This is a genomic window from Pseudomonas nicosulfuronedens, assembly GCF_005877905.1.
Lineage (GTDB): Bacteria > Pseudomonadota > Gammaproteobacteria > Pseudomonadales > Pseudomonadaceae > Pseudomonas > Pseudomonas nicosulfuronedens.
In genome coordinates this window covers 54,616-73,913 of the sequence record NZ_SWDV01000010.1, presented here as the reverse complement: position 1 = coordinate 73,913, position 19,298 = coordinate 54,616, and the positions used below count along the sequence as shown (strand labels likewise).

Below are 19,298 nucleotides of genomic sequence, written 5' to 3'. Positions count from 1 at the left end.
GTTCGCCGATAGGTACGTACCTACCGAAGTTCGGCGACGCGAGGCTGCAACGGCACCAGGCTCGGCAATTGCACCTCACCCTGCAATTCTACTGGCGCCATCCGCCAGGAACTGTTGAACAGGTACTGGTCGCTGAAGCCGCTGAGCAGCAGGCCGATCTCATCCCCTGGTGCAAGGCTGGTGCTGACGGCGTTCAGACGAGTGTTGCCCCGGTTCGCCAGCGGTTTCACCTGTTCATCCAGGCGGCGCAAGCGGCCATCGGCGCTGCGGATTGCCAGGGCCGCGAATACCTGTGCGTCGGGGCGTTCCGTCAGCGGTTGGGTCAGGCGCACCTCGGCACTGCCCAGCAGGGCGCTGGGCTCGCTCACCCGTTGCAAGCCGAGGAATCGCGAAGGCTGCACCAGTCCACTCACCGCCGGGCGAATGGATGTGGCAGGCAGTGTCACGGTCGGACCGGGTGGTGGCAGCTCGTCCAGTGCCACGCCCTGGTCGAGATCGAGGCTGATGCACAGGTCCGGTACGCCGTCGGCGGCGCCGGGGCGCTTGCGCAGCTTTTCCTCGTACCAGGCGACTATGCCGGTGTAGAGGTTGATCGCCCGCGAACCACAATGGATCACCGGTTCGTTGTTGAACGGTGGCAGCCCGCTCCAGGCCTGCAACGGCGGCGGCAGGATATGCCCGCCCTGCATGCCCAGCAGGCGCACGTCGGCGGTGCCCTGCTTGAGGCACTGGCGGATCTGCAGGCCCTGGTCCAGCGGGAACAGCGTGTCGCGCAGGCCCTGGATCAGCAGGGTGTCGGCGTGGGGCAGGCGACCCGCCGCGCAATAGCTGGCAAGGCTGTTGGCGTGCAGCTCGGCCTGCACCGGTGCGGCCATGCGCCCGCCGGCGGTATGCAGGTAGTCGGCCTGGACGAATTTGCCCAGGTCGTAGCCAGTGGCCAGTCCCAGGCTCACCAGCACGCCGCCCCAGCCGATCTTCAGCTGGCCGTCCGGCGCCAGGGCGGCGGCGAGGTCATACCAGGTGGCGATGGGGACGATGGCGTCGATGCGCGGGTCTTCCGCCGAGGCCAGCAGCTGCACGGCGCCGCCGTAGCTTTCGCCGAGCATACCCACGCGCGGGTCGTTCGGGCCGTCCATGTCCAGCCGGGTCAGGTGCGTGGCGGCCCAGTCGATCACTGCACTGGCGTCCCGCACCTCGAACTGCGGGTTCATCATCTCGATGCGTCCGTCGCTGCCGCCCCAGCCGCGCTGGTCGTAGCTGACCACCCAGAAGCCGGCTTTCCAGGCACGCAGCGCGGCACGTCCGGACATCATGTTCTTGCCGTAGTAACCACCCGGCCCGGTGACCCGCCAGCCGCCCCAGCCGTGGGTGTGGACGATCAGTGGCGCTGTTTCGCCAGCCTTCAGAGCGGGTTGGAACACGGTGGCGGAAAGCTTGGTGCCGTCGCGGGCGGTGATCACCGCCTCGAACCAGGTGGCCGGCAGGTCCTGGCCGATGCTGGCGTTGAAGTCGGGGACCTGGTCGCGAGCGGCGCAGCCGGCGAGCAGCGCGAGGCATAGGCAGAGGAGGGCGCGCATCGTCATTCCTGTCGATCAGGGGCTGGGCGGATGCGCCAGCATGCCCGGCGCCCGCAGCGCCTACCCCCAACCAAGGTTCGGTGACCCGGACGGACGCGGGGTGACCGCATGGTGCCCTTTGCGCGACAATGCGCCATTGTTTTTCTGGAGCGACGTGATGTCCCAGCCTGTCGACGCAATCCTCGACGCCACCGGCCTGAACTGCCCCGAGCCGGTCATGATGCTGCACAACAAGGTGCGTGACCTGCCGGCCGGCGGCCTGCTCAAGGTGATCGCCACCGACCCTTCCACCCGCCGCGACATTCCCAAGTTCTGCGTCTTCCTCGGCCACGAGCTGGTGGAGCAGCAGGAAGAAGCGGGGACTTACCTGTACTGGATTCGCAAGAAGGCGGAGTGATTCGCTTGCACCGCTTTCGCCGGAGGAGCGCTATGTAGGATGGGTGGAGCGCAGCGATACCCATGCTGTTCGTGCACGGCATCGACGGGTATCGCTGCGCTCCACGCCATCCTAGGTTGGTGCAAGTCGGTCACGCCGACAGTGCGGCTTCAGCTGCCTGCCGGTCGTGCTGCAATCTTCTGGGCAACCATCCGCCCGATCAGCGCGACGAAGGTCAGGGCGATCAGCACCACCGAGATGGCCGCCACGGCCGGGTCGATGTTGTCGCGCAGGCCGGACCAGATCTGCCGGGGCAAGGTGTTCACCTCGGTGCTGGTGACGAACAGGGTCACTGCGATTTCTTCCCAGCTCAGTGCGAAGCACAGCAGCGCCGTGCTCGCCACGCCCAGTTTGAGGTTCGGCAGCACCACCATGAAGGTGGTCTGGCCCAGGCTTGCGCCGAGGTTGCGCGCGGCCAGTTCGATGCGCCGGTCCAGTTGGCTCAGCGCCACCAGCATGGTCACCACGCCGTAGGGCACGACCATCACGATGTGCGCGATGGTCAGGCCGACCAGGGTGTCGTAGCCCATGCCTGGGGCGAACTGGCTGACCTTGGTCTCCATGAAGTACAGGACCATCGCCGAGATCATCGGCGGGATCGCCATGGGCAGCAGCACCAGGCCGATCAGCAGGGTTGCCAGGCGCGAGCGCAGGTACCAGATGCCCAGGCTGAAGCTCACCGCCAGGGCGGTGGCGATGATGCAGGTGGCGGTCGCCACGATCAGGCTCTGGCCGATCGCCGAGAGCCATTCGGGGCTGTCCAGCAGCGCCTGGTAATGCCGCAGCGACCAGTTGCCGTTGGGCATCGACAGGAAGCGCTTGCTGGTGAAGGACACCGGGATCACCGCCAGCAGCGGGAAGACCATGAAGATCATCGCCATGGTCGCCAGCAGGCGGCTGGGGGCTTTGGTTTCGTGTGCGTTCATTCTTGAGTCCTCAGCCCACCAGCTTGTCGACGCGGGTCATGCGCAGCAGCGCCCAGATCATCCCGCTCACCAGTGCCAGCAGCACTACCGATAGCGCCGCGCCCAGGCCCCAGTTGCTGGTCTGGAACATCTGCAGGTAGACGTACTCGGCCACCATCACGGTCTGCCCGCCACCGAGGATCGCCGGGGTGATGAAGAAGCCCAGGCAGAACACGAAGACGATGATGAAGGCGCCGAGGATGCCGGGAATGGTCTGCGGCACGAAGATGTTCCAGAACGTACGCAGCTGTCCCGCGCCCAGGCCGCGTGCGGCCAGCAGTACGCGCGGGTCGAGGCGGCGCATGGTGGAGACCAGCGGGAACAGCGCGAAGGGCACCATGAAGTGGACCATACCGATCACCACGCCCAGTTCGTTGCGGGTGAGCTGCAAAGGCTCGTTAGTGATGCCCAGGTACTGCAGCCAGTCGTTGAGCAGGCCGTTGCTGCGCAAGGCGATCAGCCAGCCGAAGGCGCGTACCAGCACCGACAGCCAGAACGGGATGAACACGCAGATTTCCACCACGCGCTGCCAGAACGGCGGACTGTAGACCCAGCAGTAGGCCATCAGGTAGGCGATCACCAGGGAGATCACGCTGACCGTGGTGCAAAGGCGGAAGGTCCGCCAGAGCACGTCGTGGATCGCCGGGTCCGTCATGATCCGCTGGTACTGCTCGATCCCCGGCTCCGGCAGGGTCACGCTCCAGCCGAGCACACCGAGGAAGGGCAGTACGTAGAACACGAAGAGTACCAGCGGCAGCGGCAGCAGCAGGGCGCCCAGCTTCAGCCGCGAGGGGGCGTTATCGGCCATGACCTGCGCTCCGCGTCACTTGGAAATGTGGGTCAGGTACTGCTCCAGGGTCGCCGCGTAGTGGTCGGTGTACCACTCGTGGCTGAGCATGATCTGCTTGGGCAGGTTCGCCGGGTCGGTGCAGTTCAGGTGCTTGCGGTCGTCCGGGATCAGCGCGGCGGCGGCGGGGTTGGCCGGACCGTTGCCGAACATCTTGAACAGCTCGACCTGGGACTGCGGGTCCTGGGCGTAGGCAATGAACTTCATCGCCGCCTCGGTGCCGGCCGGGTTGCCCTTGAGCACGCCCCAGTTGCTGCAGCCCAGCAGGGCGTTGTCGAAGGTCCACTTGATGCGGTCTTCGCTGTCCTCGGAAATCACCTGGGCGCGAGTGTTCCAGATGGCGCCCATGGACACTTCGCCTTCGATCAGCAATTGCTGGGTCTCCGCGCCCGAGCCCCAGAAGGCCAGCACGTGGGGTTTCAGCTCTTCGATCTTCTTCAGCGCGCGCGGCACGTCCAGCGGGTAGAGCTTGTCCGGCGCCACGCCGTCGGCCAGCAGGGCGGCCTCGAGCATGCCGTTCATCCACTTGTAGAGGGTGCGCTTGCCAGGGAAGGTCTTCACGTCCCAGAAGTCCGCCCAGGTCTTGGGCGCCTTGTCGCCGAAGCGCTCGCTGTCGTAGGCGATCACGTAGCTGAGCATGTAGTCGGCGATACCGTACTCGTAGGCGAAGCCCGGCAGCACCTTGTCCTTGGAGACGACGTTGTAGTCGATGGGCTGCACCAGGCCTTCCTTGCCCAGGTTCTGCAGGATCGAGCTTTCCGCGTCGACCACGTCCCAGCTCACCCGGCCGCTGGACAGTTGGGTGCGGATGGCACCCTCGGTGGGGCCGCTGCCGTCGATCTTGGTGGGGATGCCGGTGGCCTTGGAGAAGCCCTCGGTCCAGGCCTTGCCGAACGCCTTGATGGCGTCGCCGCCCCAGTTCACGACGACCAGCGGCTTGTCGCCTGCGGCAAAGCTCACGCCGCTGCGCAGGGCCAGCGGCAGGGCGGCCATCAGGCCCATGCCCTTGAGGAAGGTACGGCGGTCGATCTGGCCGCGACGGGTCTTTTCGATGAGGACTTCGATGCAGTCTTGCTGGTGCGGATTGAACTCTTTCGGATTGAACATGGGGGCAGCTCCCGATCAGGTGGGATGGCGAAAAGGGGACTAACGCATTCGGTGGTTCAGGCCAGCAGCAGGCTTTTCTCGATGGGCCAGCTCAGCCAGACCTTCGAGCCGTGCTCCAGGCGCGAGGCTTGATGGTCGGCGTGCACGGCCAGGCTCATCGGCAACTTGCCTTCGGCGCCGGCTCCCAGGCACAGCTCGGTGCTGGCGCCCTGGTAGGTCTTCGCGGTGAGCACGGCCTGCACCACGTTGTGGCCATTCACCTGCGGCGGGGCGCTGTGCAGCTGCATGTGTTCCGGGCGCACGGCCAACAGCGGTGCGTCGGCCTGTATCGCCGGGGAGTAGCCGGCACGCAGTTCGGCTTCGCCGAAGCGTCCGCAGGCCAGTTCGCCGGCACGGCCCACCTGGCTGAGCGGGAACAGGTTCATCTTGCCGAGGAACTCAGCGACGAAGCGGTTGTTTGGCTGGTTGTAGATGGTCTGTGGATCATCGACCTGGGCCAGCTGGCCGCGGTTGAAGATGGCGATGCGGGTGGACAGGGCGAGGGCTTCGTTCTGGTCATGGGTGACGAAGACGAAGGTAGTGCCGACCTGGCGGTGGATGCGCTGCAGTTCCGCCTGCAGCTGTTCGCGCAGGTTCTTGTCCAGCGCCGAGAGCGGTTCGTCGAGCAGCAACATGTCCGGTTCGAACACCAGTGCGCGGGCGATGGCCACGCGTTGCTGCTGTCCACCGGAGAGTTCGCCGGGGCGCTTGCCCAGATGCTCGCCGAGGCCTACCACGTCGAGCATGTGGCGCACGCGGCGGTTGCGCTCCTCGGCCTTCACCCCACGGATCTTCAGCGGGAAGGCGACGTTGTCCTCGATGCTCATGTGCGGGAACAGGGCGTAGCCCTGGAACACCATGCCGAAGTTGCGCTTCTCGGCGGGGCGCTTGGTGATGTCGGCGCCGCCTTCCTCCAGGCGACCACGGGACGGGTCCTGGAAGCCGGCAAGGATCATCAGGAAGGTGGTCTTGCCGGAGCCCGACGGGCCCAGAAGAGTGAGGAACTCACCCTGCTGGATATCGATGTTCACGCCATCCAGCGCGTTGAAACTTCCGTAGCTCTTGCCGATGCTGATGGCACGGAGTTGGGGCTGTTGCTCCACTGCACTTACCTCGATTTCTTGTTCTTGTTCGAGCAGCCGCCGGGTGAGGAACCGGTAAAAATCAGCGGCCTTTTTTTAACGCAGTATTGTCAAATCTCTCTCCGCTTCAATCGCGTTTTTTTGCCCTCATTGTTCGAAATCACTCACCAATCAGTGCGTGGCGCGAGCCCTGGCGGAATTGCTCGGACATCCGCAGTTCGGCTTTCATCCAGGCCTTGAAGGCCCGGACGTCGGGGCGCTCGGACTTGGCCGGGTCGGTGACGAAGTAGTAGCGGTTGGGCGGCTCGATGGCGACGTTGAACAGGCGCACCAGTTGCCCCTTGGCCATGGCGTCGCCGCTCACCAGCGCATCGCCCATGGCCACGCCCTGGCCGGCGATGGCCGCCGATTGCACCAGGTGCGCATCGGAGAAGACGATGCCGTTGCGCACGTTGAGGTTCTTCACCCCGGCGGCGGCCGTCCACAGCAGCCAGTCGGAGTGATCGACCATGTGCAGGAAGGGCAGGCTGGACAGGTCCTCGGGGGAGTCGAGACCGCCCACCGAGTTGATCAGCGAGGGGCTGCACACCGGGAAGGTGTCCAGGGTGGCGATCAGGTCCACGTGCAGGTCGGTCCAGTCGCCCACGCCGTAGGCGATGAACAGGTCGACGTCGCGGTCGCTGACGTCGTCGGGTACCCGTGGCGAGACCAGGTTCAGCTCCACCTGCGGGTGGGCGCGCTGGAACTTGCCGATCTGGTGGCACAGCCAGTAGGTGGCGAAGCCTGGCGTGCAGCTCACGCACAGGCGGCCGGAGACTTCCTCGGCATTGGCGAAGCGTCGCGCCTCGTTGAGGATCGCCAGCGCGCGCTGGGTCTCGCGGGCGAAGCATTCGCCGTGGTAGGTCAGCGCGATGCCACGGCCGACCCGCTCGGTGAGAGGGATGCCCAGGCAGTCTTCCAGGCTGTGCAACTGGTGGCTGACGGCACTGCGGGTCAGGCTCAGCTCGCTGGCCGCACCGGACAGGCTGCCCAGGCGGGCAACGGCGTCCAGCACGCGCAGGGCGGTCATCGAGGGGAAACGCATGGCTCACTCCAACGGCGAAGTGGAGCCTTTATCCCTGAGCGTGGCGGCGGTGTCGAGTGGTTGCGGGTACGGGCGGAGCGGGTGGGGGTTTCGAGGTGTTTCCCCTTGGCACCGCTGCCGGATTGTAGGGGCTGTTCTTATCTACGGTCGGACTCCCCGCCTACGTCGAGATCACGGCGAAGCACAAATGTAGGATGGGTGGAGCTTGCGATACCCGTGCTGCCGGTGCCCGGTCATCAATGGGTATCGCTGCGCTCCACGCCATCCTACATAGGCATTTGCCGGGGGGGCGGCAGAGTGCGATTCGCGAGCAAGGACCAGGCGTCCCCCTCGGTCCTACGAAGAGTTCGCGCCGGAGTCTGTCCGACCGTAGGGCGAATAACCTGGAACAGGTTATCCGCCGCTGCTCATGCGGCAGATAACGCTGGCGCGTCATCCGCCCTATGCCGATCTCCGCATCGGACGCCTATCAGCGCAGCTTCTCCATCATCTGGTAGTACCACATGCCCGCCGCCAGCATCGGGTTGCCGAACACGTCGCCCATGGGCACGCGGATGTGCTTGCACTGGGCGAAGGTGTCGAACTTCTCCAGGTCTCCAGTCATTGCCGTGGCCATGATCTCGCCCATGATGTGGGTGGTCGCCACGCCGTGGCCGGAGTAACCCTGGCAGTACCAGACGTTCTCCGACAGCTTGCCCAGCTGCGGGATGCGGTTCATCACGATGCCCATGGCGCAGCTCCACTGGAACTCGATGTCCACACCCTTGAGCGCCGGGAAGGTGCGCTCGATGCACGGGCGCAGCTCGCCGGCGATGTCGCGCGAGTCGCGGCCGGAGTAGTTGGCGCCGCCGCCGAACAGCAGGCGGCCGTCGCCGGTCATGCGGTAGTAGTCGAGTACGAAACGGCAGTCATAGACCGCCAGGTCCTGCGGGTTGATGCGCTTGGCCAGTTCGCCCAGCGGCTTGGTGGTGACGATGCCGCCCATGGCCGGGAAGATCATGCCCTTGAGCTGCTTGCGTTCGAGCTTGTGGTAGACGTCGCCGGCCAGCATCACCTGCGCGGCGTTGATCCGCCCGCCTGCGGTGACTACCGCCGGGCGCGGGCCGTGGATGATGTCCAGCACTTCGGAGTGTTCGAAGATCAGCGCACCCAGGCTGGCGGCGGCCTTGGCCTCGCCGATGCACAGGTTGAGCGGGTGCAGGTGCATGTTGCGGGTGTTCTTGATGGCGCCGCAGTAGAGGTCGCTTTCCAGGTGCGCGCGCACGCCGGCGCCGTCCAGCAGGGTGATCTCGTCGCCCATGCCACGGCGCTTGGCGTCATCGAAGGTGGCCTTCAGCTCGTCCATGTGCGACTGCTTCATCGCCGCATGCAGGTGGCCGAACTTCAGGTCGCACTGGATGCCGTATTTCTCCACGCGGCTCTTGATGATCTCGTGGCCGCGCCAGCGCAGATGCCAGATGAAATCGTCGACGTCGTCGCCCAGCCACTGGCGCATCTGTTTTTCCATGGCGGAGTCGCCGGAGAGGCTGCCGGTGACCTGCCCGCCGTTGCGCCCGCTGGCACCCCAGCCGACCTTGTTGGTCTCGACGATGGCGACCTTGTAGCCGCGCTCCGCCAGTTCCACGGCGGTGGCGACGCCGGTGAAGCCGCCGCCGATGATGGCGATATCGACGTTCACTTCGCCCTGCAACGTGGGGTAGCGGGTCTCTTCGTTGAGGCTCGCGGAGTAGTAGGACTTCGCGCGCTCGGGGGCGGGAGTGACGGGGTTCAGTGCAGCGTTCATTTCGGTGTTCCTGTTGTTGTTCGCTTTCCCTCTCCCCAGCCCTCTCCCTGAAGGGAGAGGGAGATGATTGGAGCGGGCTGAAAATTCGGTTTCCGCCGATGGCTTCAGTGAGCGAAAGGCTCATCTCGGCACGAACGGCCCCCTCTCCCTCTGGGAGAGGGCTGGGGTGAGGGGTTCTTCAGTTCTTCCATCACAACTTCACGCTTGCGTCAGGTACCAGCGCCAGTCCTGCTCGCCGACTTCGCCCATGAACTGGCGGTACTCGGCCTGCTTGACCTTCAGGTAGACGCCGAGGAATTCATGTCCCAGCGCATCGCGCGCCCAGCTGGAGCGTTCCAGCGCACGCAGCGAGGTGAGCCAGTCGGTGGGCAGCAGCTCCTTGGCCTGGGCGTAGCCGTTGCCTTCCACCGGCGCGCCCGGGTCGATCTCCTCGCGGATGCCGCGATGGATGCCCGCGAGGATGGCGGCGGCGGCCAGGTAGGGGTTGGCGTCGGCGCCGCAGATGCGGTGCTCGACGTGGCGGGTATGGGCCGGGCCGCCGGGCACACGCAGGCTCACGGTGCGGTTGTCGCAGCCCCAGGTCGGCGCCAGCGGCGCGTAGCTATTGGCCTGGAAACGGCGGTAGGAGTTGGCGTTGGGGCAGAACAGCAGCAGCGAGTCAAGCAGGCTTTTCAGCATGCCGCCTACGGACCGGCGCAGCAGCGGAGTGCCTGCCGGGTCTTCGCTGGCATAGAGGTTGTTGCCTTCGGCGTCGGCCAGGGATACGTGCATGTGCATGCCGGTGCCGGCCAGGTCATCGAACGGTTTGGCCATGAAGCACGCCTGCATGCCGTGCTTGTGTGCCACGCCTTTCACCAGGCGCTTGTAGCGTACGGCCTGGTCCATGGCGAGCAGTGCGTCGCCGTGTTCCAGGGTGATTTCCACCTGGCCGGGCGCGTACTCGGAAATGGCGGTGCGCGCCGGAATGCCCTGAGCCTTGCACGCTGCGTAGAGGTCGGCGAGGAACGGCTCGATCTGCTCCAGCTCACGCAGACCATAAACCTGCGTGGCACGCGGGCGACCGCCGTCTGCATCCAGCGCCGGCTGCGGGCGGCCATTGGCGTCGCGCTTGGCATCCAGCAGATAGAACTCCAGCTCGCAGGCCATCACCGGGTGGAAGCCATCGGCCTTGAGCCCATCGATCACATGGATCAGCACGTGGCGCGGGTCGGCGATGTCGGCGGGCTTGCCTTCCACCGGGTGCATGCTGACCTGCACCGCCGCCGTGGGAATCTGCCGCCAGGGCAGGCGCACCAGGCTGTTTTCCAGCGGATAGGCGCGGCAATCGATGTCACCCACGTCCCAGACCAGGCCGGAATCCTCGACATCCTCGCCGTGCACGGTGAGGCCGAGGATGGTGCTGGGCAGCGGCCGGCCGGACTGGTACACGGCCAGCAGCTCCTCGCGGTGCAGCAGCTTGCCGCGCGGCACGCCGTTGGCGTCGAGGATGAACAGCTCGACCATCTCGATATCGGGGTTGTTGGCCAGGAAAGTCTGGGCTTCTTGCACGGGGGCGAAATTCATGGGGCTCTCGTTAGCATCCAGGCGGATGCGCTGACGACCTGCAGGCCAGGGCCGCGCCGACGGGCACGGGGGTATAAGGCAGGCAAGCGATGCAACGGGCTACGTCTTGTTCGAGATTGGCGTTTTGCCAATCCTGAGCGTAGTTCCGTCGAAGGAATTCGGGCGGGGTGCCCGGTCAGCGAGAGGTGCTATCCGGTGGACGCGCGTGGCGGCAGTGCCAGAGCGCCCAGAAGGCCAGTTCCAGAGGCAGGGTCAGCGGTTGCAGTTCGAGCCAGCGGGCATGTTTGCGCGGCAGGCGGACAGCGCTGCCGGCCTTGCGGGCGGCGACGGGTTCCAGCGGTGCGGGCGAAACGAGCAGGTGCATGTCGAAGGATTTGGCTGACGATTTCCTGAGACTCGCACGGCGGATTGGTTTGTTAAATGTGATTTTCACGACCTTTGGTTTAGCTGGATCGAAACTGATTGCGCCACTCGGATGACCGCGAAGGCCGCACCAGAGCCGTTCCAGCTGCCTTCACGCAGCCCGTCGAACCAGTCGGAGCGCCTGCCGCGTCTGCCCTAGACTGGGGCAGTCAGTGTCTGTCATGGGCCGCTCCATGTGCCGCATCGTCTTCGCACCGTCGATCCAGCGTCACGTTCCCATCGAGGAGCGCGAACTGACGGCCGATACCCTGGCGGGTGCCCTGGAGGCGGTGTTCATCGAAGCGCCGAAACTGCGTGGCTACCTGCTGGATGACCAGGGCGGCCTGCGCCGCCACCTGACGGTCTTCATCGACGGTTTGCGCCTGCGTGACCGTGCCCGCCTCAGCGATGCATTGGCGGCGGATAGCGAGGTGTACGTGGTGCAGGCCCTGAGCGGCGGTTGAGGACCCGGCAGCAATCGAGGAGAGCACAATGGATGATCGACTGCTGGTAGCGACCCGCAAGGGCCTGTTCACCTTCCAGCGAAGTGCCGACGGCTGGCAGGAGACCCGCCGGGATTTCATCGGCGAACCGCTGAGCACGGTGCTCGCCGACCCGCGCGATGAGACCCTCTACGCCGCCCTGAACCTTGGCCATTTCGGCTGCAAGCTGTGGCGTCAGCGCTCCGGTGAGGACTGGCAGGAAATTGCCGTGCCGACCTACCCGCCACAGCCTGATCCTCTGCCCGAGCCTAAAGAGGACGAAGCCCCGCCCGCGCCCTGGGTCCTGCAACAGATCTGGTGCCTGGAGACCGGCGGCGCCGCCGAGCCCGGCGTGCTCTGGGCGGGCACCATCCCCGGTGGCCTGTTCCGCAGCGCCGACAGTGGCGATAGTTGGGAGCTCAATCGCTCGCTCTGGGACCGCCCGGAGCGCTCGCGCTGGATGGGCGGCGGATACGACTGGCCGGGCATTCACTCGGTCAGCGTCGACCCGCGCGACAGCCAGCACCTGACCGTCGCAGTGTCCTGTGGTGGGGTATGGCAGAGCGACGATGGCGGGGCCAGTTGGCGCGTCACCACCAACGGCATGTACGCCGACTACATGCCGCCGGAGCTGCGTGAAGAGGGCGCCATCCAGGACCCGCACCGCCTGCTGCATTGCCCGGCACAGCCGAATCGCCTCTGGGTGCAGCATCACAACGGCATCTTCACCTCGACCGACGGCGGCACGCGCTGGAACGACGTACAGGTCGAACCCTCGAGCTTCGGGTTCGCTGTCGCCGTCCACCCGACCCAGCCGGACACGGCCTGGTTCGTTCCGGCGGTGAAGGACGTCTGCCGGATTCCGGTGGACGCCCGTTTTGTCGTCACCCGTACCCGCGACGGTGGCGCCAGTTTCGAGGTGCTGGACAGCGGCTTGCCACAGGGAGCGGCCTTCGACCTGGTGTACCGCCACGGCCTGGCGGTGGACGACGATGGTGCTTGCCTGGCGATGGGCTCCACCACCGGCGGGCTGTGGCTGTCGGAGAACGGTGGCGATCATTGGCAGTGCCTGTCGATGAATCTGCCGCCGATCTACTGCGTGCGCTTTGGCTGATTCTTGCGCCTGGCCTGTTCGCGCACCTCGCGTGGCTTCATGCGGCGATCGAAATAGTTGATCGCGGTGCCGAATACGACGATGGCGATCAGGATGGTCAGGCCTATGTGCGTGGCTTCCATGGGGTTCTCCTTGAGGGGATGGATCACAGCGCCTGGCCGCGCCGCTTGAGTTCCAGGCGACGGATGAATTCCTCCAGCACCAGGCGGTAGAGATCGTCCTTGAGGCAGGCGTCCTCGATACCGGCGTCGAGGTTGGGGTTGTCGTTCACCTCGATCACCACCACTTCGCCGTCCACCTCCTTGAGGTCCACACCGTAGAGGCCGTCGCCGATCAGGTTGGCGGTCTTCAGCGCCAGCTCCACTACGGCCGGTGGCGCATTTTCCACCGGCAAGGTGCGGCATTCGCCGATCACCTCGCCGCCGGCCCTGTGCTCGACGATCTGCCAGTGCCCGCGGGACATGAAGTACTGGCAGGCGAACACCGGCTTGCGATTGAGGATGCCGATGCGCCAGTCGTACTCGGTGTAGAGATACTCCTGGGCGAGCAACAGCACCGAATGCCCGAACAGCTCGGCACTGACGCTGCGCAACTGCTGGGCATCCTCGACCTTGTAGACGCCACGGGAGAAGCAGCCATCGGGAATCTTCAGCACCAGCGGAAAGCCCAGCCGCACGCCGACGCGCTCCAGCTCCTGGGGAGTGTCCTTGTAGAGAATTTCCGTGTCCGGCATGCCCAGGCCCTGGCTGCGCAGCAGGTCGGTCAGGTAGACCTTGTTGGTGCAGCGCAGTATTGAGGCCGGATCGTCCATCACGATCAACCCCTCGCTTTCTGCCTTCTTGGCGAAGCGGTAGGTGTGGTCGTCGACGCTGGTGGTCTCACGGATCAGCAGGGCGTCGTACTCGGCCAGACGCGCGTAGTCCTTCTTCTCGATCAGCTCGACGTCGATGCCCAGTTGCCGGCCGACGCGGACGAAGTTTGCCAGCGCGCCGGTGTTGGACGGCGGCAGGCTCTCGGCCGGGTTGTGCAGGATGGCCAGGTCGTAGCGCGCCAGACGTCGTGAATTGGGTTGGCGCCAGACGCGCCGGCTGAAGCGGTCAAGGGCTTCGGCGAACTGGTCTTCCTGATTTTCCCGCAGCTTGTGCAGGGCGCCGGGGCGCACGCCGGCGATGTGCCAGGCATCGGTGCGGCGGAAGTCCACCAGCAGGATCGGGCAGGGGAACGCCTCGAACAGCTGACGGGCGATGGGCTGCAGCGGCGCGAGATCGGTGTGGCCGAAGTACAGGCGCAGGGTGAAGCCGTCCGTGCTGGCGCAGGGATGTTGGGCAAGGGCCTTTTCCAGGGACTTTTCCAGGCCGTCCAGGGCGAGACCATAGAGGGATTTCTTCGCCAGTTCGCTGATCGTGCGTACTGACGGAATTACCTTGTGGCCACGTGCTTCGGCCAGCAGCGAACAATAATAACCGTGGCCGAGGTATTTATAATTCCGGCACAGGTTGATGACCTGAAAGCGCTGTCCCGATTCGAATTGATGAGAATCTTCCAGGTATTCGCGTGCACTCAGCATATCCTCGCTGGGGATATAGGACGCCCAGTCTTCCTTGCGCTCGACGATGATCAGAACCTGGCTTGAGCGGGCTGAAGGTGGCTCGCCAGAAGCGTCGGTGACAACCTGGAGCGCGCTTGCATTGAACTTTTCATGAAAGTTAGTGTGTAGCGAAGACATTGTTCACGGACCTGTCTGAAAGTTGCCGTGTGTCTATTAAGCAGTAACTTCAGGAAATGTCCCGGTTCATTACGATAGTTTTACGGAGAACCCATGCCGCTGTTATACCGCCTTGCCGCGTCGGACGATTTACCAAGGTTGTCGAGGCTGGAGGAGGAGTGTTTCGACCAGGACCGCATCAGTGCCCGCAGCTTTCGCCGACTAATTGGCGCAGCCAGCGCCATCCTGTTGGTGGCACAGCGTGAGGACGAGCTGCTGGGTTATGCGTTGATGCTGCTGCGCAGGGGCTCCGACATTGCCCGCCTATACTCCCTGGCGGTTTCCCGGCAGGGGCGAGGGCAGGGCCTGGGCGGCGCTCTACTGGAGCGCTGCGAGCAGTGGGCGCGTGAGCGCGGTTGCCAACGGCTGCGTCTGGAAGTGCGCCTGGACAACGCCAGCGCCATCGGTCTCTATGAGCGCAGCGGCTACCTGCGCTTCGCCCGCAGCCCTGGCTTCTACGAAGACGGCAGCGACGCCTGGCGCTACGAGAAAACCCTCGGTACCCCGGTGCAGACAGAAAGGAACCTGGCATGACCGCCCGCATCCAGCACTTCTTCGATACCGCTACGTTCACCTATAGCTACGTGGTTGCCGATCCGGTGAGTCGGCGCTGCGCCATTGTCGACCCCGTGCTGGACTACGATGCCGCTGCCGGCCGTATCGGCCACGAGAGCGCTCGGCGCATCGTCGACTATGTGCGCGAACAGGGTCTGACGGTGGAGTGGCTGTTGGAGACGCACCTGCACGCCGACCACCTGTCTGCTTCTGCCTGGCTCAAGACCGAGCTGGGCGGGCGCCTGGCCATTGGTTCGAGCATTGCCCAGGTGCAGCGCACTTTTGCCGGGATACTCAACCTGGGGGAGGGCTTTCCCTGCGACGGTAGCCAGTTCGACCACCTGTTCTCTGACGGCGAGCACTTCAGCATCGGCGAACTGCAGGTCGAGGCGCTGCACACACCCGGCCATACGCCGGCCTGCATGACCTACCTCGTCGGCGACGCCGCCTTTGTCGGGGACACCCTGTTCATGCCCGACTACGGCACCGCCCGTTGTGACTTTCCTGGCGGCGATGCGCGACAGCTGTACCGCTCCATCCAGCGCCTGTTCGCACTACCAGAGACGACGCGTCTGTTCCTCTGCCATGACTACCTGACGGCGGACCGCGAGGAGCATCAGCACGAGACCAGCGTGGCGCAGGAGCGAAAGGCCAACGTGCATGTGCATGAAGGGGTGGCGGAGGATGCCTTCGTCCTCATGCGTAACAAGCGCGATGCGACCCTCCAGGCTCCTGCCCTCATCTGGCCGTCGATTCAGGTCAACATGCGCGGTGGTGTATTGCCTGCGGTAGAGGAGAACGGCGTGCGCTATCTGCGGATACCGCTGGACCAGATGTAAAGAAGCCGCCCCATGGGGCGGCTAATACGGATGAATGGGGATTCCCCACGCCAGGCGCGGGGAGGATGGATCAGAAACGCCAGTCCAGCGACAGGTTGCCCGACACCGAGTTGTAGCCGGTGCGGAACAGGTCGCTTGCTACCCCTGCGCCAATGTCCACGTTTTCGCTGAGCTGGTAACGCACGCTGCCACGCAGGCCCATGGAGTCGCGGTCCATGACGGTGTTCTTGCTCTTGAACTTCACGCCCTGGTAGTTGGCGAACGTCGCGTCCTGGATCAGGTCGGTGTCGAGCAGCTCGTGGTTCCAGGTGATCTGGCCCTCCGCCTTGATGGCCTTGCCACCGTCGAGCGGGAACTTCATGGCGCTGTTCAGGCCGATGCTGGAACGCAGTGAATCGAACTGCTGGGACTTCAGCTTCAGGGTGGAGCCATCGGCGCCTTTCTCGTGGGTGCCGTCGCGCCACAGGTTGGTGTAGGTGAGGGTGGCGATCGGGCCCAGGCTGACGTTTTCGTTCAGCTTGAAGCGGTAGCCGCCACCACCGACCAGGGACGCGCTCTTGCCGGTCCAGTCAGCCTTGTTCTCGGCGGAGTAGTCGGCGAAGTCGAGCTTGCGCTTGAGTTCACCGGTTTCGTAGCCGATACGGGCGCTGCCGAGCATGTAGCTGCCGGCCATCGGATCTGCTGCATAGCGGGCGTGCACACCCAGTTCCAGGGCCGTGGTATTGCCGTCGCCGTGCAGCGGGTCCTTCAGGTTGACCTTCTGCTTGCTGGCCGCACCGTGCAGGCCGACGATCAGGTTGCCGTCGCTGGTGGCGGCGGTCTCGGCGCCGAAGATCACACCGGAACTGTCGCTGTTGAACCCGACGGTGTGGCTGTCGCTGTTCTGCCGGGTGTTGCCGCCGAAGGGCTGGATGAAGGCTTGCCACTCATCGTCGCGCAGCTTGCCGGGCTCGCGGGCGCTGATGGCGTCGGCGACCTGCTGCTCGCGCTGCAACGAGCTGGCCAGCATGGCGCTGTAGGCCGAGGGCGAGAGCTGTTCGAGGGCGCGACCGATGGTGCTGCCGTCCGCTGCGGAGAAGTCCAGGGCGGTATAGAGCTTCTGGCGGTCGGTGTCGCCGGCTTTGACCTCGGAGGCGGTTTCGCTCAGGGCTTCGCCCACTTCGCGGCCGTTCTGGCTCAGGGCGTACTGGGCGTAGGCATCGCTGCTGCGCTCGAAGTTCAGCAGGTAGCTGCCGTCGGCCTTCGGGGTCGCCAGCAGGGACAGGGTCGGCGAAACCGGCAGGCTTTCTACCGCGTCGAAGCTGCCGGTGGTGCTGGTGCTCTGGAGCAGCTGGCTGGAGCTGACCGTCCACTGCGGCGAGTACCAGCCGCGTACGGGCGCCACGGTCAGGCGGCCGGCGAGATCGGCGTTACCGGTGACCAGCAGGCTGTCGTGTTGGCGCTTGTCGTTCACCTCCACCAGCAACTGGCCGGTATCGGTCTGGCGATAGTCGCCGTCGACGGTGATGCTACCCAGCGAGTTGCCTGGCGCGACGGTACCGCGGTTGACGAATTCGCCATTGGGGTTGAGCTGGAACAGTCCGTTGCCACGCAGGGTGGCGCCTTCTTCGACGTTCACCGCGTAGAGCTGGTTGTTCTGGCTGTTGAGGCTGGTTTCGCCGCCCCGCAGGTTCAGCACCAGGCTTCGGATGCCCTGGATATCGCCGTCGTAGGTCATGCGGAAGTTCGGGTCTGTCTGATCCAGGGCGCGGCCCTGGCCATCGTTCAGCAAGCCGAAATTCAGCTGCGTGAAGCGCTGCTCGACGCCTCCCCAGCGGTTGTAGTCCGAATAGATGCCGCCTTCCAGCTGGGCTCCTGCCAGGATATTGATCTGGTTGACCAGTGCGGAGTCATCGATTCGGATCGCTGCGTCAGTACCCGCCAACCGCCCGCTGATATCGACGTCATCGACCAGGGCGCCCATGAGTTCCGGCAAGGGGTTGTCCAGCACCTTATTGTTCTGGAACTGGAAGTAGGAGCCTCGATATTCACTACTGGCCCCGAGGCTGCCCAGCATGTTCTGACCGAAGCTGAACCTGGCGCCAACGCCGTTTTCTCCCATGGCCTGCACATCGCCACGCAGTACGAGGGTGTGGTCCTTGCCATAGGCGAACAGGATACCCTGACCGTTCAGGCCGTCCGCGTGGATTCGCGTGCCGGGTTCGACTATCAGGGCGTTGCCCTGGCCATCGATGCGGACACCGACGGCGCCTGCTCCACGGGTGAGCAGGTCGGCCTGCTGGTAGATCAGGTTGTCGCTGCCGTAGACATGCAGGCCGATGCCGAGGGGCGTTTCGTTGTAGGCGCCCGTGAGGTACGCGGTGCCAGTCTCGTTGCGCTTGAAATAGCCGTTCTGGTTGTACAGCATCTGGCCGTTGCCGTAGACCGAATAGCCGAAGAAGTTGCGCCGATCGATCTGGTAGCCCATGTCCTGCAGCGCTGCCAGTTCGGCCTCCATGAAGGTGGTGTAGTTGCGGTAGTTCTGGTGGCTCATCAGGCTGTTCTTCAACTCGCTGTGAGACATGTAGTTGTCATCTACGTCGCCTTCCACGCCCAGGATTTTCACAGGAACGCCCGGCATGGCCCCGTCCAGTACTTCCGTCACATTGTCGCCGGTGAAGTAGCCCTGATCCTTGCGCAAATCGAATCCGTCTGGGTCATAGTCGTTATTGCAGCCGGTGCAGAGCACAACCTGGTTCGGGTGCGCCGGATTGCCGTTGTCGTCGCGAAGGTGCTGTTCCCAGCCAATGAGGGCTTCGTTGAAATAGGGTGTATCGCTGTTATCGCCTTTCTTGTTCGTGACATTGGTGTTGATGCCAAGCCCGTGGGCCAGCTCGTGCAGGGCCGTGGCATTGATATCAAATCCTTTGGAACCCAGGGGTTGTTGAGTTGGAGAGTAGGGCAAGGTGTCGTAGGTGAGTCCACTACCCATCTGGAACTGCGCGTGGGATCCGAAGGTGAGTGAGTCGATCAAGCTTCCCTGCCCGGTCAGGAAAGCCTGTAGTACAGTGGTGGCGGTTTTATCAGGCAATTCGATGGTGTCGCTGATGCCTCCAGCATTATCACCCTTATAGGTACCCACGTTCACAATGGCGGGGCTGGTTCCGGGGTTCGGCTGGATGACGGTCGCCCAGTAGTCGATCGCCTTCTGAATCTTGTTCTTCTGTTCGCTATCCAGGTTCCACGTCGAATATTCCGGCGCCTTCGGATCTCCCATGTAGGGACCGTCACCGATATCGAAGAAGTGGGTTTCGAATACGGCGGTTCCTTGCTGGTTATAGGAAGTGCGAATGTCCTGGGCATACAGAGAGGTGCTGGCGACCGCGAACGATATGGCCAGCGATATTTTGTTACGGCTGAATGCTTTTGATTGATGCATTTTTAAGATCCTGTCAGCAGATGTCTGCCGAAATGCGTTTCGGCAGGATTCCCATGGGTATCCATTTGCTAATCATTGATTTAAAAGGAATTTTCAAATGGTGGGCTGCAGGATTTTTTGGGGCAGTGAGTTTGAGGGCAATTGCGACTTTATGACTGGGTAAGTAGGTATTTTCCCGTAGGGCGAGAAGTGTGAATGGCGTCGGCTGAATGAAAGATGAGCTTGGGATTTATGCCTATT

17 protein-coding genes are annotated in these 19,298 nt (G+C 64.2%); 5 read left to right on the top strand and 12 right to left on the bottom strand.

All coding sequences use genetic code 11. The features are described from left to right. Positions 1-20: 20 nt before the first annotated feature. Positions 21-1,577 carry an alpha/beta hydrolase gene (locus FAS41_RS09730; RefSeq protein ID WP_138521657.1) on the bottom strand — a complete coding sequence of 519 codons (1,557 nt, stop codon included), beginning with the start codon at positions 1,575-1,577 and terminating at the stop codon, positions 21-23. A 157-nt stretch (positions 1,578-1,734) separates the two neighbouring features. Here FAS41_RS09730 and tusA point away from each other — a divergent pair, with 157 nt between their 5' ends. Then, the gene (gene tusA / locus FAS41_RS09725; RefSeq protein ID WP_015477744.1) at positions 1,735-1,974 is read left to right on the top strand and encodes a sulfurtransferase TusA; all 240 of its coding nucleotides are present in this window, start codon (positions 1,735-1,737) and stop codon (positions 1,972-1,974) included. Between the two features lie 149 nt (positions 1,975-2,123). Here tusA and FAS41_RS09720 read toward each other — a convergent pair whose 3' ends face one another. The 8 genes from FAS41_RS09720 to FAS41_RS09685 all read right to left on the bottom strand — a co-directional run bounded on the left by FAS41_RS09720 (position 2,124) and on the right by FAS41_RS09685 (position 10,847). Further along, a complete protein-coding gene (locus tag FAS41_RS09720) occupies positions 2,124-2,939 on the bottom strand; it encodes an ABC transporter permease (protein ID WP_138521655.1) in 816 nt (271 codons plus the stop codon). A gap of 10 nt (positions 2,940-2,949) precedes the next feature. Continuing rightward, positions 2,950-3,786 carry an ABC transporter permease gene (locus FAS41_RS09715; protein ID WP_138521653.1) on the bottom strand — a complete coding sequence of 279 codons (837 nt, stop codon included), beginning with the start codon at positions 3,784-3,786 and terminating at the stop codon, positions 2,950-2,952. 15 nt (positions 3,787-3,801) lie between these two features. Further along, positions 3,802-4,932: an ABC transporter substrate-binding protein gene (locus FAS41_RS09710; protein ID WP_138521651.1), complete on the bottom strand. Its 1,131-nt coding sequence runs from the start codon at positions 4,930-4,932 to the stop codon at positions 3,802-3,804. Positions 4,933-4,988: 56 nt separating this feature from the next. After that, positions 4,989-6,074, bottom strand: a complete 1,086-nt coding sequence (locus FAS41_RS09705) for an ABC transporter ATP-binding protein (RefSeq protein WP_138521649.1) — start codon at positions 6,072-6,074, stop codon at positions 4,989-4,991. Between the two features lie 139 nt (positions 6,075-6,213). Then, positions 6,214-7,137 (bottom strand): LysR substrate-binding domain-containing protein, encoded by a 924-nt coding sequence (locus tag FAS41_RS09700; RefSeq protein WP_138521647.1) that lies wholly within the window; start codon positions 7,135-7,137, stop codon positions 6,214-6,216. A 469-nt stretch (positions 7,138-7,606) separates the two neighbouring features. Continuing rightward, the gene (locus FAS41_RS09695) at positions 7,607-8,920 is read right to left on the bottom strand and encodes an NAD(P)/FAD-dependent oxidoreductase (protein ID WP_138521645.1); all 1,314 of its coding nucleotides are present in this window, start codon (positions 8,918-8,920) and stop codon (positions 7,607-7,609) included. 198 nt (positions 8,921-9,118) lie between these two features. Next, on the bottom strand, positions 9,119-10,483 hold the full coding sequence (locus FAS41_RS09690) for a glutamine synthetase family protein (protein WP_138521643.1): 1,365 nt from the start codon (positions 10,481-10,483) through the stop codon (positions 9,119-9,121). A gap of 175 nt (positions 10,484-10,658) precedes the next feature. Further along, positions 10,659-10,847, bottom strand: coding sequence for a hypothetical protein (locus FAS41_RS09685; protein ID WP_138521641.1), 189 nt, complete (start codon positions 10,845-10,847; stop codon positions 10,659-10,661). 232 nt (positions 10,848-11,079) lie between these two features. Between FAS41_RS09685 and FAS41_RS09680 the strand changes: the two genes are divergently transcribed. Further along, positions 11,080-11,349, top strand: coding sequence for a ubiquitin family protein (locus tag FAS41_RS09680; RefSeq protein ID WP_138521960.1), 270 nt, complete (start codon positions 11,080-11,082; stop codon positions 11,347-11,349). A 28-nt stretch (positions 11,350-11,377) separates the two neighbouring features. Continuing rightward, a complete protein-coding gene (locus tag FAS41_RS09675) occupies positions 11,378-12,481 on the top strand; it encodes a WD40/YVTN/BNR-like repeat-containing protein (protein WP_138521639.1) in 1,104 nt (367 codons plus the stop codon). On the opposite strand, the gene FAS41_RS30815 is transcribed toward FAS41_RS09675, so the two are convergent. Both FAS41_RS30815 and FAS41_RS09670 read right to left on the bottom strand, forming a co-directional pair. Further along, on the bottom strand, positions 12,460-12,603 hold the full coding sequence (locus tag FAS41_RS30815) for a hypothetical protein (RefSeq protein ID WP_171049472.1): 144 nt from the start codon (positions 12,601-12,603) through the stop codon (positions 12,460-12,462). The two genes, FAS41_RS09675 and FAS41_RS30815, sit on opposite strands and share 22 nt — an antisense overlap. A gap of 23 nt (positions 12,604-12,626) precedes the next feature. Continuing rightward, positions 12,627-14,207 (bottom strand): RimK family protein, encoded by a 1,581-nt coding sequence (locus tag FAS41_RS09670; protein ID WP_138521637.1) that lies wholly within the window; start codon positions 14,205-14,207, stop codon positions 12,627-12,629. A 93-nt stretch (positions 14,208-14,300) separates the two neighbouring features. Between FAS41_RS09670 and FAS41_RS09665 the strand changes: the two genes are divergently transcribed. Both FAS41_RS09665 and FAS41_RS09660 read left to right on the top strand, forming a co-directional pair. Continuing rightward, a complete protein-coding gene (locus tag FAS41_RS09665; RefSeq protein ID WP_138521635.1) occupies positions 14,301-14,780 on the top strand; it encodes a GNAT family N-acetyltransferase in 480 nt (159 codons plus the stop codon). Beyond that, complete coding sequence (locus tag FAS41_RS09660; RefSeq protein WP_138521633.1) at positions 14,777-15,640, top strand: MBL fold metallo-hydrolase; 864 nt, start codon at positions 14,777-14,779, stop codon at positions 15,638-15,640. The genes FAS41_RS09665 and FAS41_RS09660 overlap by 4 nt, the downstream gene beginning before the upstream one ends. A 70-nt stretch (positions 15,641-15,710) precedes the next feature. Here FAS41_RS09660 and FAS41_RS09655 read toward each other — a convergent pair whose 3' ends face one another. After that, a complete protein-coding gene (locus tag FAS41_RS09655; RefSeq protein ID WP_138521631.1) occupies positions 15,711-19,058 on the bottom strand; it encodes an autotransporter outer membrane beta-barrel domain-containing protein in 3,348 nt (1,115 codons plus the stop codon). Between the last annotated feature and the right edge of the window lie 240 nt (positions 19,059-19,298).

Bases quoted from the DNA above. Each gene is read 5' to 3' on its own strand.
- tusA (WP_015477744.1), top strand. From the start codon at position 1,735: ATGTCCCAGCCTGTCGACGCAATCCTCGACGCCACCGGCCTGAACTGC.
- FAS41_RS09665 (WP_138521635.1), top strand. From the start codon at position 14,301: ATGCCGCTGTTATACCGCCTTGCCGCGTCGGACGATTTACCAAGGTTG.
- FAS41_RS09715 (WP_138521653.1), bottom strand. From the start codon at position 3,786: ATGGCCGATAACGCCCCCTCGCGGCTGAAGCTGGGCGCCCTGCTGCTG.
- FAS41_RS09700 (WP_138521647.1), bottom strand. From the start codon at position 7,137: ATGCGTTTCCCCTCGATGACCGCCCTGCGCGTGCTGGACGCCGTTGCC.
- FAS41_RS09655 (WP_138521631.1), bottom strand. From the start codon at position 19,058: ATGCATCAATCAAAAGCATTCAGCCGTAACAAAATATCGCTGGCCATA.
- FAS41_RS09675 (WP_138521639.1), top strand. From the start codon at position 11,378: ATGGATGATCGACTGCTGGTAGCGACCCGCAAGGGCCTGTTCACCTTC.
- FAS41_RS09685 (WP_138521641.1), bottom strand. From the start codon at position 10,847: ATGCACCTGCTCGTTTCGCCCGCACCGCTGGAACCCGTCGCCGCCCGC.
- FAS41_RS09720 (WP_138521655.1), bottom strand. From the start codon at position 2,939: ATGAACGCACACGAAACCAAAGCCCCCAGCCGCCTGCTGGCGACCATG.
- FAS41_RS09695 (WP_138521645.1), bottom strand. From the start codon at position 8,920: ATGAACGCTGCACTGAACCCCGTCACTCCCGCCCCCGAGCGCGCGAAG.
- FAS41_RS09660 (WP_138521633.1), top strand. From the start codon at position 14,777: ATGACCGCCCGCATCCAGCACTTCTTCGATACCGCTACGTTCACCTAT.
- FAS41_RS09690 (WP_138521643.1), bottom strand. From the start codon at position 10,483: ATGAATTTCGCCCCCGTGCAAGAAGCCCAGACTTTCCTGGCCAACAAC.
- FAS41_RS09730 (WP_138521657.1), bottom strand. From the start codon at position 1,577: ATGCGCGCCCTCCTCTGCCTATGCCTCGCGCTGCTCGCCGGCTGCGCC.
- FAS41_RS09680 (WP_138521960.1), top strand. From the start codon at position 11,080: ATGTGCCGCATCGTCTTCGCACCGTCGATCCAGCGTCACGTTCCCATC.
- FAS41_RS09670 (WP_138521637.1), bottom strand. From the start codon at position 14,207: ATGTCTTCGCTACACACTAACTTTCATGAAAAGTTCAATGCAAGCGCG.
- FAS41_RS09710 (WP_138521651.1), bottom strand. From the start codon at position 4,932: ATGTTCAATCCGAAAGAGTTCAATCCGCACCAGCAAGACTGCATCGAA.
- FAS41_RS30815 (WP_171049472.1), bottom strand. From the start codon at position 12,603: ATGGAAGCCACGCACATAGGCCTGACCATCCTGATCGCCATCGTCGTA.